This window comes from Rhizobium sp. AC27/96 (genome assembly GCF_001692325.1).
Lineage (GTDB): Bacteria > Pseudomonadota > Alphaproteobacteria > Rhizobiales > Rhizobiaceae > Rhizobium.
Window position 1 is genome coordinate 212,012 of the sequence record NZ_LXKN01000001.1, and the last position, 15,491, is coordinate 227,502.

Here is a 15,491-nt window from a genome sequence, read left to right on the forward strand (position 1 = left end):
GAGATCAGGGTTGGCAGGCCATGAGTGACACAACATATCCGGCAACCATAGACTGCATGTGGCTGGCAACTGATCAAAATAGTCAGTTGGCAGCATTCCTGACGGCAGGCTTCGGTCCGATTCCGATGGACGCCCTGATGCAGGTTAATTCTGAGTCCGGACGCGTCGAGCGGTTGGTTCAGGATATGGTGGCAACGGGCGAGGCGCATTTGTTGGTGACGGTTCCTCGCCCGGATGACTTTATTGATCTTGCTCGACGCGGCTTCTTCGTCTTCGATTGGACCGACATTCACAAGACTGACCTCCAGAAAGTTGACGGATATGAGGTTGTTGCGGTGCCGAGTGAGCCAAAAAAATTGGGAGCGCTCCCGCACGAATTAGCGCTGCTGGTGCAGCCTGTGAAGTTTGCAGGAGTTACGTTTTCGACCAGCTCGCGACTGGATGTGCGCGAGTATTTCAATAGTGTCGAAGCGTGATCGGCGAGAGCAGATACGTCATGCTTCGTTAAAGGCTGCCTGCAGCTTCTTTGGGGCACGGTATCGCCACGCCTCGATCAGGCGCTGCTGCAGTTCTTCATCGCCGATAGCAGTGATGCGCAGGGGTAGGGAAGGCCAGCCAATATAGTGATCTGTCTGGAAGTAGATCTCCGGCGCCATCTCCATCAACTGCTCCTTGCGGTTGATGGGGATCGCCAGCACGATGGTCTCGTTGTTCTTGACCGTGACGAATGCCTTGCCGCCAACTTTCAGTGCCGGCAGGCCATAATGTGTACCATGCTCGACGCCCGGCAGATTGGCTTGTGCGGCAAGCTGCTGCAACCGTTCAAATATGGCGTCCATGGTGCTGTGTGGATCCATTTTATGCGCGCGCTGATTGTTGATGCGCGCACAAGAATATAGCGTCCCCTGGAAATCGCCAACCAAGATGTCGGAAAGCAATATGTCGATTGGTCGGAAAGCTCGAATGGTGCTTGCAACCGCTATCGTCCTGATGGCGTTCCTGTCGATTGTTGTCACTCGTGCTTATCACGACAGTATGTGGCGGGCTGCTTTTGAAACTGTGGCGATGGGAGACGCCGAGGAAGCGCTCATAGCCAAGCTAGGACCTCCGACCGCGCGTGAAAAGCCTGATAAACTCTACCCGGGTTACGCCACGGAGAATTGTGTAGCTCCGTGTGTCGAAAGATTGTGGTACGAAAGCCTCATCCCTGGCGTTGAGGCTTGGTCCATCTCTCTCGGAAGCGACAGGAGAGTCTTGGAAAGGTATCACTGGTCATCGCCGTGATCAGGCGCACTCTTCCGGCTGAGCGGCGCGTTTGTCCATAGGGCGCCCCAGATTTTCCGGCATCAGCGGCAGATCGGCCAGTTCTTCGAGCGTCATGGCGGCAAGCGCCGGGTGCCGCAGCGGGTCGCTGTCGGCCTCGCGCTCGTCTTCCATTAGGTGGCTAAAGAAAAGCTTCAGTATCGACATGGCATGCCTCCTTGTATCTCCGCATCGATGCAACCATGAGGGCATCAGTCGGCTGGCGGTGGCAGGTTTTAATTCCACGCTGCAATAATCGCGCGAATTATCGCGCGATGCAATTGAGAATGATGAGATGCTGATATAGATATTCTATATGAAGAATCTCAACAGCGTTCATCTCAATGGCCTTCGCGCTGTCGAGGCGGTCGGCAGGCTCGGCTCCTTGCAGGCCGCTGCCGATGAACTCGGCGTCACGATCGGCGCGGTCAGCCAGCAGGTCATCAAGGCGGAGGCACAGCTTGGCCGACCGCTGTTCGAGCGTACGCCCAAGGGCATGATTGTCACGGAGACGGGCATTGCCGTACTGGCGCGCCTCGGCGAAGCCTTCCAGGCCATGTCGGCCGCCGTCGCGCTCGCACAGCATCGGGACGACAATATTCTCACCATTTCGGTGGCGCCCGTATTGGCAGCTCGCTGGCTCGTCCACCGGCTCGATCGTTTCGCCAGCCGACATCCGGATATTCGCCTTCGCATCGACGCGACGACGCAGCTGGTCAATCCGGCAACATCGGACGTCGATATTGGTATCCGCGTCGGCACCGGGCGCTGGCCGGGCGTCAAATCCGAGCTGCTGCTGGCACAGGAAATCTTCCCCGTGGTCACGCCGCAGATCGCGGCAACGCTTCGCGAGCCGGCCGATCTATTGAAGGTGCCCGCCGTCATCGACGGGCATGCGATGTTCACCTGGGATGTCTGGCTCCGCGCGGCCGGCCTGCCCGGACGCTGCATGGAGGAGCGGCATGTTTTCAATGACGCGTCGCTCTGTCTCGACGCTGCCATGTCCGGTCAGGGCGTAATGCTCGCCTGGCAGACGCTGGCCGCCTATGCCCTGCAGCAGAAATGCCTCGTCGATCCCTTCGGCATTCGCGCCAAGACGGGCTTCGGCCATTATTTCATCACGGCCGAAGGTGTGCGCGAGGCCAAGAAGGTGACGGCCTTCAAGGCCTGGATTCGCGAGGAGATGGAAGAGAGCATGCGTCTCTTCCAATAACGGGGGATCAGACCGGCTCCTTGCCGCGCGTCGCCTGCATCGCCTTGTAGGCGTCACGCGCCTGGCAGCGCCCGATCCAGGCTTTCACCTGCGGATGGCTGTCGAAAAGGTCCTGTTCCGTCTGTGCGTAGCGCAGCACTTCCGCGAGATTGAGATCGGCAGCGGTGAAGCGGCCGCCGATGAGATAATCCTGCCCTTGCAGGTGCTTTTCCAACACATCCAGCGGCCTCTTCAACGAACGGCAGGCAACTGCGATCCCGGCCTTTCCAGGCTCGCTCTTCTCCTTGGCATTGTCATAGATGCGGACGATTGCGACGCTGTGCGGCTCGACCTCGGTCGCGGCCCACATGGACCACATCGCCATCAGCCCTTCTTCCTCGACCGTCTGGCCGGCGAGCGGCCCGCCATATTTGCGGGCAAGATAGAGGTTGATGGCAAGCGATTCATGCATGATGAGATCGCCGTCCTTGATGCATGGGATCATGCCCATCGGGTTGATGGCCAGAAACTCCGGCGACAGCGTGTTGATCGGCGCATCGGCGGCCAGCGGATTGGCGAGCCGGCTTCCCTGCATGACCGGCACGGACTTGAATTCGATGCCGAGCTCCTCTGCCATCCAGTAGTTGCGTGAGGCGCGCGAGCGATAGACGCCATAGATCGTCAGCATGTCAGTCTCCGAAGTTTGTGAGTCGGCAGGACGTTATGCGTGCGGCCGGTCAAACGGAAGAGACTTCCGTTGATATCTGCGATCAAAGCTTTTGATGCGCGGTGAGCCGCGGGGGCCGCCCCGTCCTTCGAGGCATTTCTCCGCTGTGCTCCGAAATGCGCCTTAGGATGAGGCGGGGCTGGCTTGCCGGTCTGAGGTGAGATGCAGCGGGACATGGCGGTAAGCCGCAAGAGATCAGCCCTCACCCTGAGGAGGCCCGCAGGGCCGTCTCGAAGGGCGAGGGCGGGTAGCGGCGAGCACGAAATATCCGCAGGCCGCCCGAAATCTTTGCAAATCATGCGGCCGATGCCACGCCTTCGTTCGGAAATTAGTGTCGTCGCATGTTACCGTTTAATCTAGGGTTTGTCGGATGCGGTAGGAGGTATCCGGCGAAACAGCGCAATTGGTGACTGCGATCTCGGGAGGAGAGCAGATGCTGGCAACCAGCGTTTCGCTAGATGATAAATATACCGCAGAAGAAGGCCGTGTTTTCATGACCGGCTTGCAGACGCTGGTGCGGCTGCCCATGACCCAGATGCGGCGCGACCGCGCCGCCGGTCTCAATACCGCAGCCTTCATTTCGGGTTACCGCGGCTCACCTCTCGGCGGATACGACCAGCAGCTCCTGAAAGCCCAGACATATCTCGACGCGCACGACGTCACCTTTCAGCCCGGCATCAACGAAGACCTGGCGGCCACCGCCGTCTGGGGCACACAGCAGGTCGGCCTTTCCCCCGGCGTCCGCAAGGATGGGGTGCTCGGCATCTGGTATGGCAAAGGTCCCGGCGTCGATCGCTCTGGCGACGTGTTGAAACACGCCAACGCCGCTGGAACCTCAAGGCATGGCGGCGTCCTCTGTTTTGCCGGCGACGATCATTCCGCCAAATCCTCGACCATTCCGCACCAGACCGATCACGAGTTCATGTCGGCGGTCATGCCGGTTATCTATCCCTCGTCCATCCACGAATTCCTCGAATACGGACTGCTCGGCATCGCCATGTCGCGCTATTCCGGCTGCTGGGTCGGCATGAAATTCATCGCCGACACGGTCGAGACGACGGCGGCCGTCGATCTCTCGGGCGAAAAGCGGCAATTCATCTTGCCAACTGATTTCGAGCTGCCGCCCGGCGGCCTCAACCTGCGCTGGCCCGATCCGCCACTGATGCAGGATGATCGCCTGCAGAATTACAAGGCCTATGCCGCCATCGCCTTTGCCCGCGCCAATCGTGTCGACGAAATCACGCATGACGTCCCCAAAGCCCGCTTCGGCATCATCTCCTCGGGCAAGGCCTATGAGGACGTACTGCAGGCACTGCGCGAACTGGAAATCGGCCCGCAGGAAATGGCTGCGATCGGCTTGCGCATCCTGAAAATCCGCATGCCCTGGCCGCTGGAGCCGGAGATTGTGCGGCATTTCTCCGAAGGGTTGGACGAGGTTCTTGTCGTTGAGGAGCGGCGCGAGATCATCGAGAACCAGATCAAGCAGCAGCTGTTCAACTGGCGCGCCGATGTCCGCCCACGCATCGTCGGCAAGTTCGATGAGCACGACAAGCCCTATCTCAGCCTCTCCTCGGCGCTGACGGTCGGTGCCGTCGCCAGAGCCATTGCCGGGCGCATCATCAAGCTCGATCTCGATCGTGGCCTGCATGATCGGATTGCCACCAAGCTTGCCTATCTTGCCGAGCGCGGCCAGATCAGCCGCAGCCATGTCGCGCCGCTGAACCGCACGCCGTTCTTCTGTTCCGGCTGTCCGCATAATACGTCCACCCGCGTTCCCGAAGGCAGCCGCGCCGCCGCAGGAATCGGCTGCCATTACATGGTCACCTGGATGGATCGGAACACCGAGACCTTCACCCAGATGGGCGGCGAGGGCGTACCGTGGACGGCGATTGCGCGCTACACCGACGAGAAGCACATGTTCGTCAATCTCGGCGACGGCACCTATTTCCACTCAGGCATTCTCGCAGTCCGCCAATCCGTCGCCGCCAAGGTCAACGTCACCTACAAGCTGCTCTACAATGACGCCGTCGCCATGACTGGAGGCCAGCAGATCGATGGCCATCTGACGCCGCAACTGGTGACGAAGCAGCTGCACGGCGAAGGCGTCAAGCCGATCTACCTGCTATCGGATAATCCCAACGCCTATCGCGCCTCCGAGCTGGCGCCAGGCGTCAAGGTTCTGCATCGCGACCATATCGATCAGGTGATGCTGACGCTGCGCGACACTGAAGGCTGTTCGGTGATCGTTTACGTCCAGACCTGTGCGGCCGAGAAGCGACGTCGACGCAGCCGTGGCCTGATGGAAGACCCGGCCAAGCGCGTCTTCATCAACAAGGCCGTCTGCGAAGGCTGCGGCGATTGCTCGGTGCAATCCAATTGCATTTCCATCGAACCGCTGGAGACGGAGTTCGGCCGCAAGCGCCAGATCAACCAGTCGAACTGCAACAAGGATTTCTCCTGCGTCAAAGGCTTTTGCCCGTCCTTCGTGACGGTGCATGGCGGCCAGCGTCGCAAGCGCAAGGCGCGGGATCATGCTGACATCACAGTGCCTTTGCCGGAAATCCCCGTCATCGCCGATCGCCCTTGGAATATCGCCATTGCCGGCGTCGGCGGCACGGGCATTCTGACTGTCGGCGCCATTCTCGGTATGGCGGCGCATCTCGATGGCAAGGTACCGATGATCCTCGATATGGCCGGCCTCGCGCAAAAGGGCGGTGCCGTCATGAGCCATCTGCGCATCGGCCTCAACCAGGCCGATGTCACCTCGTCGCGCATCGTCAATGGCGGCGCTGACCTGCTGCTGTCGGCAGATGACGTGGTAGGGGCGTCCAAGGATGCGATCACGCTCTGCTCGTCGGTGCGCACCACGGCCATCGTCAATACCGGCCTGATGCCGGTCGCCGATTTTGTCCGCAATCGCGATTTCGATTTCAAGGCCGGCTCGGTGCAGCACGCGATCGCCAGGACCGTGAGCGACAAATCCGTATTCCTCGATTTCAACCATGTCGCTACCGAAGTCACCGGCGATGCCATCTCGACCAATATTTTGCTCACCGGCTTTGCCTGGCAGCGTGGCTTGCTGCCGCTGTCGCTCGAGGCGATTGAGAAGGCGATCGAGCTCAATGGCGTTGCCGTCAAGGCCAGCCTCTCCGCCTTTCATTGGGGCAGGCTTCTGGCGCATGATCCACAAGCCGTGCATGGCATGTTGGTCAAGCCGGATGTCGGCAAGACGCTGGCGGACATGAGCCTCGATGAGCTTATCAGGCATCGCAAGGCGCATCTGACCGCGTATCAGGACGCAGCCCTTGCCGATCGCTATGCTGCCTTCGTTGCCCATGCCAACGCCTTGGCCATCAAGGAACGTCTTTCCGACAAGGTGCCGTTTGCCGTTGCCGTCACCTATGCGCGCCTGCTCGCCTACAAGGACGAATACGAAGTCGCCCGCCTTTTGACCGATCCGGCCTTCCAGGCGCATCTGCACGAGGAGATGGACGGCGATTTCAGGATTGCCTTCAATCTTGCGCCGCCCATGATTGGCGGCAAGGATCCAAACGGCCGGTCGAAGAAGCGAGAATTCGGCGCGTGGATCCTGCCGCTTCTACGCATGCTGGCACCGATGAAGCGCCTGCGCGGCACGGCGCTCGATCCCTTCGGCTATATGGCCGAGCGACGCGGCGAGCGCCGGCTGATTACCGAATATGAGGCGGTCGCCGGGCGTGTGCTTGCCGGCCTGCGTCACGACAACGAGGCGGAAGCCCTTGCCATCCTCTCAATGTTCGATGAGATAAGAGGCTTCGGTCCGGTCAAGGAGGAGGCTGCCCGAAAGGTCATGGCCGGCATTGCCGAAAAGCTGCAGGCCTATGAGGCGCCACGGGAGCAAAAGCATATTCCGGCCGATGCGGCCTGAGGAACTGCAGCAGAAACTTGAAGCGGATACAACGAGACATACGTTCTGAAAGATGGGACGTTCGAGGAAGTCGGGAGGAGACACCGGATGTTTGAAGGGGGACTGAACTTCGCGTTGGGTGAGGAGATCGACGCGCTGCGCGAGCAGGTACGCCGCTTTGCCGACCGCCGTATCGCGCCGTTTGCCGACGAGATCGATCGCAACAACAGTTTCCCGATGCATTTATGGCGGGAGATGGGGGATCTCGGCCTGCTCGGCATCACCGCCGGTGACGCCTATGGCGGCGCGGGCCTTGGCTATCTCGCCCATACCGTCGCGATGGAAGAGATCAGCCGTGCCTCTGCCTCCGTCGGCCTGAGCTATGGCGCCCATTCCAATCTCTGCGTCAATCAGATCAACCGCAACGGCACGACAGCGCAGAAGGAGCGCTATCTGCCAAAGCTGATTTCGGGCGAACATGTCGGCGCGCTGGCCATGTCCGAGCCGGGCTCGGGGTCCGACGTGGTGTCGATGAAGCTGCATGCGGAAAAGCGCGGGCATCGCTACGTGCTGAACGGCAGCAAGATGTGGATCACCAACGGCCCGGATGCCGATGTCCTTGTCGTCTATGCCAAGACCTCGCCGGATGCCGGGCCGCGAGGGATCACCGCCTTCCTCGTCGAGAAGGGGTTCCCCGGCTTTTCCGTCGGCCAGAAGCTCGACAAGCTCGGCATGCGCGGCTCGAATACTTCGGAGCTGATCTTCGTCGATTGCGAAGTGCCCGAGGAAAATGTGCTCGGCCAGGTCGATGGTGGCGTCAGGGTGCTGATGTCCGGCCTCGATTATGAGCGCGTCGTGCTGTCGGGCGGTCCCGTTGGCATCATGGCGGCCTGCATGGATGTGGTGCTGCCCTATCTGCATGAGCGCAAGCAGTTCGGCCAGTCGATCGGCGAGTTCCAGCTGATGCAAGGCAAGCTCGCCGATATGTACGTGACCATGAATGCCTCGCGCGCCTATGTCTACGCGGTCGCCGCTGCCTGCGATCGCGGCGAGACGACCCGCAAGGATGCGGCCGGCTGCATTCTCTATTCGGCCGAAAAGGCGACGGCGCTGGCGCTCGAATGCATCCAGGCGCTCGGTGGCAACGGCTATACCAATGATTATCCCGCCGGACGGCTGCTGCGTGACGCCAAGCTCTACGAGATCGGCGCCGGCACCTCGGAAATCCGGCGTATGCTGATCGGCCGTGAGTTGTTCGCCGAAACTGCCTGACATCGAAATGCCATCCCCATCAATCGGTGAAGCCGCATGACCGTCCTGAAATCAGAAATATCGACGCATACGGATCGCTTCCGCGATAATCGTGCCGCCATGCTGGAGGCGATCGGCGTCGCGCAAGCTGCGGCCCTGCAGGCGGCGGAAGGCGGCGGCGCGCAGTCGCGCGAGCGCCATGTCAGCCGCGGCAAGATGCTGCCGCGTGATCGGGTGATGGGGCTGATCGATCCGGCGACTCCGTTTCTGGAGATTGGTACGACGGCCGCCCATGGCTTGTACGGCGGCGATGCACCAGGTGCCGGCCTGATCGCCGGCGTGGGCCGGGTTTCCGGCCGCGATTGCATGATCGTCTGTAACGATGCCACCGTCAAAGGCGGCACCTATTATCCCATCACAGTGAAGAAGCATCTGCGGGCGCAAGAGATTGCGGCGGAAAACAATCTGCCTTGCATCTATCTCGTCGATTCCGGTGGCGCCAACCTGCCGAACCAGGACGAGGTCTTTCCGGACCGAGATCATTTCGGCCGGATCTTCTACAATCAGGCCAATATGTCGGCGGCCGGCATTCCGCAGATCGCTGTCGTCATGGGCTCCTGCACGGCGGGCGGGGCCTATGTGCCCGCGATGTCCGACGAGACCATCATTGTCGAAGGGCAGGGGACGATCTTTCTCGCCGGGCCGCCGCTGGTCAAGGCCGCAACCGGCGAAGTGGTTTCGGCCGAAGATCTCGGCGGCGGCGATGTCCATACACGCCTTTCCGGCGTTGCCGACCATCTGGCCCGCGACGATGCCCATGCACTCGCTTTGGCCCGGCAGGCCGTCGCCAATCTCAATCGCCGCAAGCCTGAGAGTGTCGAGCTGCGCGCGCCCGAGCCGCCGCTTTACGATCCGGAAGAAATCCTCGGCATCATCCCCTCCGATCCGCGTACGCCCTATGACGTGCGTGAGGTGATCGCCCGCACAGTCGACGGCTCGCGCTTCGACGAGTTCAAGGCGCGTTATGGCACGACGCTGGTCTGTGGCTTTGCCCATATCCACGGTATTCCCGTGGGGATCATCGCCAATAATGGCGTGCTCTTCTCGGAATCGGCGCTGAAGGGCGCGCATTTCGTCGAGCTCTGCTCGCAGCGCAAGATCCCGCTGCTCTTCCTGCAGAATATCACCGGCTTCATGGTCGGCCGCAAATACGAGACCGAGGGTATCGCCAAGAACGGCGCCAAGCTGGTGACGGCGGTTGCCACCACCAAGGTGCCGAAGATCACCATGTTGATCGGCGGCTCCTTCGGCGCCGGCAACTACGGCATGGCCGGCCGCGCCTATTCGCCCCGTTTCCTCTGGACCTGGCCCAACAGCCGCATCTCCGTCATGGGCGGGGAGCAGGCGGCAGGTGTTCTTGCGACAGTGCGCGGCGAGGCGCTGGCGCGCGCCGGCAAACCATGGACGGCTGAGGAAGAGGCCGCCTTCAAGGCGCCGACGCTCAAAATGTTCGAAACCCAGAGCCACCCGCTCTACGCCTCGGCCCGGCTTTGGGACGATGGTATCATCGACCCGCGCAAGAGCCGCGATGTGTTGGCGTTGTCGCTCTCTGCTGCGCTCAATGCGCCGATCGAAGACACGCGCTTTGGCCTGTTCAGAATGTGAGGAGATCGAGATGAAACGCGATGCCATCAATGCCAAGAATGCGCCTCAGCCGCGCGGGGGCTACGCTCAGGCGGTGAAGCTCGAGAATTTCGAGAAACTGCTGTTTGTCAGCGGCCAGATCCCGATGACATCGGACGATAAGCTTCCCGAGGGCTTCCAGGCACAAGCCCGCCAGGCCTGGCTCAATGTCGACGCGCAATTGAAGGCCGCGGGCATGAGCAAGGCCGATATCGTCAAGGTGACGGTCTTTCTTGCCGACCGTCAGCACACCATGGAGAACCGCGAGATCCGCGCGGAATATCTGGGCACGCTCACACCGGCCATGACTGTCGTGATTGCGGGCATTTTCGACACTGCCTGGCTGCTCGAGGTCGAGGTTATCGCCGCGCAATAGGATTCCTAGATGTTTTCGAAGATACTGATCGCCAATCGCGGAGAAATTGCCTGCCGGATCATCCGGACGGCAAGGCGGCTGGGTGTCCGCACGGTCGCCGTCTATTCGGATGCCGATATCGATGCGATGCATGTGGCGCTCGCCGACGAGGCCATCCATATCGGCGCGGCGGCGGCCAGCGAAAGCTATCTTTCAAAAGATAAGATCATCGCGGCGGCTCAGAGGGCCGGCGCGCAAGCTATCCACCCTGGCTATGGCTTCCTGTCGGAAAATGCCGGTTTTGCCGAGGCGGTCGAGAAGGCCGGGCTGGTCTTCATCGGCCCGTCGCCGGCTTCGATCCGGGCCATGGGCTTGAAGGATGCGGCCAAGGCGCTGATGGAGCGTGCCGGCGTGCCGGTCGTTCCCGGCTATCATGGTGAGGGACAAGAGCCGGGCTTTCTGGCCGAGCAGGCTGATGGCATCGGCTTTCCAGTCCTGATCAAGGCGCGGGCGGGCGGTGGCGGCAAGGGCATGCGCCGCGTCGACCGGCCTGGGGATTTTCCGGCGGCGCTGGAGGCGGCGCAGCGCGAAGCCAAATCGGCCTTCGGTGACGAGACTGTGCTGATCGAGAAATATCTGGTCCAACCCCGCCACATCGAAATCCAGGTTTTTGGCGATAGCCAGGGCAATGTCGTGCATCTCTTCGAGCGCGATTGTTCGCTGCAGCGCCGGCACCAGAAGGTGATCGAAGAAGCGCCGGCGCCTGGCATGACGCAGGAAATGCGCAGCGCGATGGGCGAGGCGGCCGTGCGGGCTGCTCGCGCCATAGACTATTGCGGCGCAGGTACGGTCGAGTTCATCGCCGATGTCTCAGGCGGCCTGTCACCGGATCGTTTCTTCTTTATGGAAATGAACACCCGACTGCAGGTCGAGCATCCCGTCACCGAGGCGATCGCTGGCGTCGATCTGGTCGAATGGCAATTGCGTGTTGCCAGCGGCGAGCCATTGCCGAAGACGCAGCACGAACTCACCATAAACGGCTGGGCTTTCGAAGCCCGTATCTATGCCGAAGACCCGTCGCGCGGCTTCCTGCCGGCAACGGGCACGCTCTCGCACCTTCGCTTTCCCGAAGGCGATGTCCGTGTCGATGCCGGCGTGCGCGAGGGAGACAGCATTACCCCGCATTATGATCCGTTGATCGCCAAGCTGACGGTCCATGCCGCGGACCGTCCGGCTGCGCTTGCCAGACTGACGCAGGCGCTGCAGCAGACGCAGGTGGCCGGCACCACCACAAACCTCGATTTCCTCACCCGCCTCAGCCAGCAGCCGGATTTCGTCGCGGGCCGTCCGGATACGGGGCTGCTCGACCGGGAGGCGGAGGCTCTGACGTCTGTGCAACCGCCCGACGATGCAGCGCTGGCGATCGCCGCCATTGTCGAGGCCGGAGGCTTTGCTCGGTCCAACAGCGCCGACCCGGGATTCGCGTTGGGCGCCTGGCAGATCTGGGGTGAAATGAGCCGGCCCGTGACGCTGCATTTCGGCGGCGGCCAGGCAAATTGCCGTGTTACTGCAAAGGGCCGGGAGCTTTTCAGTGTTGCTTTCGAGGGTCGCACCATTCCCGTGCGTCTCCTGATGCAGGGCGATGGCACCCATCGCGTCGAGATCGATGGCCGGCAGTCGAGCGTCGATATTTTTGAGGCATCGCATGGTATGACGCTGTTCCTCGACGGGCGCACGCATCACTTCCATCGTCTCGATCCGCTGGATGGCGGAGAAGAGGCGGCTGCCGGCGGTGACCGGCTGATCGCCCCGATGCCGGGCCTCGTCAAGATTGTCCGCGTCCGTGCAGGCGACACGGTGGCCAAAGGGCAGGCGCTGATCGTCATGGAAGCGATGAAGATGGAGCTGACGCTGACGGCAATGCGCGACGGCATCGTCGAGAGCCTGCATGTCGGCGAGGGCGATCAGACCAGCGAGAGCGCCGTGCTTCTGTCGCTCCGGCCGGAGGATGCGGCATGATGGAAGATCTGCCCAACCATGTCACGATCGTTGAAATGGCTCCGCGCGACGGCCTGCAGAACGAAAAGCAGCCGATCGATACCGCGAGAAAGATCGAGCTGGTCGATCTGCTCTCCGATTGCGGCTTCGGCCGCATCGAAGTCACCAGCTTTGTCAGCCCGAAATGGGTGCCGCAGCTTGCTGACGCCGCTGCCGTCATGGCGGGCATCGCGCGCAGGCCAGGTATCCGCTATGCGGCGTTGACACCCAATATGCAGGGCTTCGAGGCGGCAATTGCTGCGGGTGCCGATGAGATAGCGATCTTCGCGTCTGCGTCCGAAACATTTTCCATGTGCAATATCAATTGCTCGATAGCCGAGAGTATCGAGCGCTTCCGGCCGGTGGCCGCCGCGAGCCGTGATCGTGGCATTCCCTTGCGCGGCTATGTCAGTTGCGTCGTCGAATGCCCCTATGAAGGCGCCATCCCGCCGGAGAATGTGGTCAGTGTTGCCTGGCAGCTTCGTGCCCTTGGTTGTTACGAAGTCAGCCTTGGCGACACGATCGGCAAGGGCACGCCGGAAGCTGTCGACCGGATGCTTGCTGCTGTTCTGGGGGAGCTTCCGGCTACTGCGTTTGCCGGCCATTTTCATGACACGTCGGGGCGGGCGCTCGACAATATTGCCGTCGCGCTCGAGCGCGGTTTGCGGGTGTTCGACGCCTCAGCCGGCGGCCTTGGCGGCTGCCCTTTTGCGCCCGGAGCAAAGGGCAATGTCGATACCGTCGCGGTCCATGATTATCTGACGACACGCGGCTACGAGACCGGCCTTGACGAGGAGAAACTCGCCCGCGCCGCCGCCTTTGCCCGCAGCCTCAGGAGTGCCTCATGACATCGCAAACGATCCATATCGCCACCGATGAACGCGGTGTCGCTCGCCTCACTCTGGCACGTCCGGAAAAGCACAATGCCCTCTCGGCCGATATGATCGACGAGTTGACGGCTGCAGCCCGCGATCTTGGCGATGACAAGGCTGTCCGGGTCGTGGTCCTTGCCGGCGAGGGCGCCAGTTTCTGCGCCGGCGGCGATCTCGGCTGGATGCGCGCCCAGTTCGACGCCACGCGCGACGGGCGCATGGCCGAGGCCCGCCGGCTCGCCATGCTGTTCAAGGCGCTGAACGAATTGCCCAAGCCGCTTGTCGCGCATGTCCATGGCAATGCCTTCGGCGGCGGCATTGGCATCTTGAGTGTCTGCGACATGGTGATATCAGCCACCACGGCACGCTTCGGCCTGACGGAGGTACGCCTCGGCATCATCCCCGCCACCATCAGCCCTTACGTCGTTGCCCGCATAGGCGAGGCCAATGCCCGGCCGCTCTTTCTTTCGGGCAAGATCATCGATGCCTGGCAGGCGCATGCTGCAGGGCTGCTTTCAAGGGTCGTACCCGAAGAGGCGCTGGATGAGGCCGTGGAAGCGGAAGTCCGCCATTTTCTTGCTGCTTCCCCACAGGCCGCGGCACGTGCCAAGGCGCTCGCCCGCTCGGTCGGCCGGCCGATCACCGATGGCATGATCGATCACGTCGTCGAGCAATTGGCGGATGCCTGGGAAACCGAAGAGGCGAAAGAGGGGGTGACCGCCTTCTTCGAAAAACGGCGACCGAACTGGCAACAGGCTTAGACCAGCCTGTTGTTCTCGATGCTCAATTGCGGGAACTGCGTGTTTCCCTTGGCGAGTTCATCGGATGCCGGCTTGTCCCAGCGAAAGCCCATGATCGCGCCTTTTTCCATCTCCTGGAAGAGATTGCCCGATATCACGGCCGAGCCGGCGCCATCGGCCACCGAGACGACGCAGCCGATGCCGGCATGGCGGACGATGTTACCTTTGGCGACCACATTGCGGAGATAAGGCCCCCAGCCGAGTTTCAGTCCCCAGAGCGGCGCGTTCTCGATGACATTATCGGCAATCAGCGTGTCGGCTTCGGCCGATATGCCGATGCCGAACCCGCCGTCCTGAGCGTATGGGGCCGTGAGCGACAGGTTGCGGACGATGTTGCCCGTCACGGTGGCGAGCCGGCCGCCCTTGTCGAAATTGGCGACGGCAATGCCATTGGCCGCGCCATCGATCAGATTATTGTTGATGGTGGCGCCCACGAATTCGAACTCGCAGAAGATCGCCGTCTCGCCGGAGCGCAGGCATTGATTGCCCGAGATCTGCACGTTCGATGCCGAATTGGCGCGGATCGCGGTGAGGGCGCAATCGGCAATGCGGTTACCGGAAACCAGCACGCCGTCGGCGCGAAAAACATTGATGCCGTTGCCGTTCTGGCCAGTGCCGCCACCATTGGCGCCGATGCGGGCGATGCGGTTGTCGGTGACGCTGCTGCCATCCTCAGCCTTGTCCCAGCGATGGATGAGAATGCCGCCATTGCCGCAATCTTCAACGCTATTGCCTGTAACCGTGAGGCCGGTCGACTGTACGGAATAGATGCCGGCCTCGGCAGCGCCGGAGATGCGGCTGCGCTCGATCCGGCCGCCGCAGCGTTCCAGCTGCAGCGCATGCTTGCGGCTGCCGGCAATCAGGCAGTTGTCGATCAGCACTTCATCGACGCCGGTAAATTGCAGAAGACCGCCGGCGTAATCCGCGAGCCAGCGATTGCCGCCATCCAGAACCAGGCCGGAAAGCTCGATGCGCTTGGCCTTGTCGGCATTCATCAGATGGCCGTTGCCGCCATAGACAAGGCGTGTTGCGCCGGGAACGCCGGTGATGCGCGTATTGTCGGGCAGCGTCAGGTTCGAGATCGTGAAATTGCCGGGCGGCAGAAGCAGAGGCACGTTGTTGCGCGCAGCGGTGTCGATCATCGCCTGCAGCTTGCCGCTCTTGAGGTCGCTCGTGCCCGGCGTTGCCTTGTAGGCGATGGCATCGATCGGGCCGCGCAGCTCGGCGCCATTCATCTTCGCAAGCGGGGCGGCAAAAATGCGGGGCGCAAACAGACCAGCCGCCGCCGAAGCGGCGACAGAGGCGATGAAGGCGCGGCGCTGGATCATGGCGAACTCCCGAAACATCGGTGAACAGGCAGAAATCGTGCCAGGTAAATCTGTCCCG

At 61.7% G+C, this 15,491-nt stretch carries 13 protein-coding genes; 9 read left to right on the forward strand and 4 right to left on the reverse strand.

All coding sequences use genetic code 11. The features are described from left to right. Nucleotides 1-20: 20 nt before the first annotated feature. Nucleotides 21-476: a hypothetical protein gene (locus A6U86_RS01075; protein WP_068385171.1), complete on the forward strand. Its 456-nt coding sequence runs from the start codon at nucleotides 21-23 to the stop codon at nucleotides 474-476. A gap of 18 nt (nucleotides 477-494) precedes the next feature. Here A6U86_RS01075 and A6U86_RS01080 read toward each other — a convergent pair whose 3' ends face one another. Next, nucleotides 495-857 (reverse strand): MmcQ/YjbR family DNA-binding protein, encoded by a 363-nt coding sequence (locus A6U86_RS01080; RefSeq protein WP_068387627.1) that lies wholly within the window; start codon nucleotides 855-857, stop codon nucleotides 495-497. A gap of 427 nt (nucleotides 858-1,284) precedes the next feature. Continuing rightward, nucleotides 1,285-1,470: a hypothetical protein gene (locus tag A6U86_RS01090; protein WP_068385173.1), complete on the reverse strand. Its 186-nt coding sequence runs from the start codon at nucleotides 1,468-1,470 to the stop codon at nucleotides 1,285-1,287. A gap of 148 nt (nucleotides 1,471-1,618) precedes the next feature. Between A6U86_RS01090 and A6U86_RS01095 the strand changes: the two genes are divergently transcribed. Then, nucleotides 1,619-2,515 carry a LysR substrate-binding domain-containing protein gene (locus A6U86_RS01095; RefSeq protein ID WP_068385174.1) on the forward strand — a complete coding sequence of 299 codons (897 nt, stop codon included), beginning with the start codon at nucleotides 1,619-1,621 and terminating at the stop codon, nucleotides 2,513-2,515. Between the two features lie 7 nt (nucleotides 2,516-2,522). On the opposite strand, the gene A6U86_RS01100 is transcribed toward A6U86_RS01095, so the two are convergent. After that, nucleotides 2,523-3,182, reverse strand: a complete 660-nt coding sequence (locus A6U86_RS01100) for a glutathione S-transferase family protein (protein ID WP_068385177.1) — start codon at nucleotides 3,180-3,182, stop codon at nucleotides 2,523-2,525. A gap of 445 nt (nucleotides 3,183-3,627) precedes the next feature. Here A6U86_RS01100 and A6U86_RS01105 point away from each other — a divergent pair, with 445 nt between their 5' ends. The 7 genes from A6U86_RS01105 (at nucleotide 3,628) to A6U86_RS01135 (ending at nucleotide 14,066) form a co-directional block, all read left to right on the forward strand. After that, the gene (locus tag A6U86_RS01105; RefSeq protein WP_275507230.1) at nucleotides 3,628-7,128 is read left to right on the forward strand and encodes an indolepyruvate ferredoxin oxidoreductase family protein; all 3,501 of its coding nucleotides are present in this window, start codon (nucleotides 3,628-3,630) and stop codon (nucleotides 7,126-7,128) included. An 87-nt stretch (nucleotides 7,129-7,215) separates the two neighbouring features. Continuing rightward, complete coding sequence (locus A6U86_RS01110; protein ID WP_068385183.1) at nucleotides 7,216-8,379, forward strand: isovaleryl-CoA dehydrogenase; 1,164 nt, start codon at nucleotides 7,216-7,218, stop codon at nucleotides 8,377-8,379. Between the two features lie 36 nt (nucleotides 8,380-8,415). Beyond that, nucleotides 8,416-10,023 carry a carboxyl transferase domain-containing protein gene (locus A6U86_RS01115; protein ID WP_068385186.1) on the forward strand — a complete coding sequence of 536 codons (1,608 nt, stop codon included), beginning with the start codon at nucleotides 8,416-8,418 and terminating at the stop codon, nucleotides 10,021-10,023. Nucleotides 10,024-10,033: 10 nt separating this feature from the next. After that, nucleotides 10,034-10,417 carry a RidA family protein gene (locus A6U86_RS01120; protein ID WP_068385189.1) on the forward strand — a complete coding sequence of 128 codons (384 nt, stop codon included), beginning with the start codon at nucleotides 10,034-10,036 and terminating at the stop codon, nucleotides 10,415-10,417. A gap of 9 nt (nucleotides 10,418-10,426) precedes the next feature. Next, entirely contained in the window at nucleotides 10,427-12,415 is a 1,989-nt protein-coding gene (locus A6U86_RS01125; RefSeq protein WP_068385190.1) for an acetyl/propionyl/methylcrotonyl-CoA carboxylase subunit alpha, read from the forward strand. Further along, a complete protein-coding gene (locus tag A6U86_RS01130) occupies nucleotides 12,412-13,281 on the forward strand; it encodes a hydroxymethylglutaryl-CoA lyase (protein WP_068385191.1) in 870 nt (289 codons plus the stop codon). The genes A6U86_RS01125 and A6U86_RS01130 overlap by 4 nt, the downstream gene beginning before the upstream one ends. Next, on the forward strand, nucleotides 13,278-14,066 hold the full coding sequence (locus A6U86_RS01135; protein ID WP_068385192.1) for a crotonase/enoyl-CoA hydratase family protein: 789 nt from the start codon (nucleotides 13,278-13,280) through the stop codon (nucleotides 14,064-14,066). The genes A6U86_RS01130 and A6U86_RS01135 overlap by 4 nt, the downstream gene beginning before the upstream one ends. Here A6U86_RS01135 and A6U86_RS01140 read toward each other — a convergent pair. Continuing rightward, nucleotides 14,063-15,433: a TIGR03808 family TAT-translocated repetitive protein gene (locus A6U86_RS01140; RefSeq protein WP_068387629.1), complete on the reverse strand. Its 1,371-nt coding sequence runs from the start codon at nucleotides 15,431-15,433 to the stop codon at nucleotides 14,063-14,065. The two genes, A6U86_RS01135 and A6U86_RS01140, sit on opposite strands and share 4 nt — an antisense overlap. Between the last annotated feature and the right edge of the window lie 58 nt (nucleotides 15,434-15,491).

What these genes read in the sequence shown, in the direction of transcription:
- A6U86_RS01075 (WP_068385171.1), top strand. Translation starts at nt 21, where the DNA reads ATGAGTGACACAACATATCCGGCAACCATAGACTGCATGTGGCTGGCA.
- A6U86_RS01080 (WP_068387627.1), bottom strand. Translation starts at nt 857, where the DNA reads ATGGATCCACACAGCACCATGGACGCCATATTTGAACGGTTGCAGCAG.
- A6U86_RS01090 (WP_068385173.1), bottom strand. Translation starts at nt 1,470, where the DNA reads ATGTCGATACTGAAGCTTTTCTTTAGCCACCTAATGGAAGACGAGCGC.
- A6U86_RS01095 (WP_068385174.1), top strand. Translation starts at nt 1,619, where the DNA reads ATGAAGAATCTCAACAGCGTTCATCTCAATGGCCTTCGCGCTGTCGAG.
- A6U86_RS01100 (WP_068385177.1), bottom strand. Translation starts at nt 3,182, where the DNA reads ATGCTGACGATCTATGGCGTCTATCGCTCGCGCGCCTCACGCAACTAC.
- A6U86_RS01110 (WP_068385183.1), top strand. Translation starts at nt 7,216, where the DNA reads ATGTTTGAAGGGGGACTGAACTTCGCGTTGGGTGAGGAGATCGACGCG.
- A6U86_RS01115 (WP_068385186.1), top strand. Translation starts at nt 8,416, where the DNA reads ATGACCGTCCTGAAATCAGAAATATCGACGCATACGGATCGCTTCCGC.
- A6U86_RS01120 (WP_068385189.1), top strand. Translation starts at nt 10,034, where the DNA reads ATGAAACGCGATGCCATCAATGCCAAGAATGCGCCTCAGCCGCGCGGG.
- A6U86_RS01125 (WP_068385190.1), top strand. Translation starts at nt 10,427, where the DNA reads ATGTTTTCGAAGATACTGATCGCCAATCGCGGAGAAATTGCCTGCCGG.
- A6U86_RS01130 (WP_068385191.1), top strand. Translation starts at nt 12,412, where the DNA reads ATGATGGAAGATCTGCCCAACCATGTCACGATCGTTGAAATGGCTCCG.
- A6U86_RS01135 (WP_068385192.1), top strand. Translation starts at nt 13,278, where the DNA reads ATGACATCGCAAACGATCCATATCGCCACCGATGAACGCGGTGTCGCT.
- A6U86_RS01140 (WP_068387629.1), bottom strand. Translation starts at nt 15,433, where the DNA reads ATGATCCAGCGCCGCGCCTTCATCGCCTCTGTCGCCGCTTCGGCGGCG.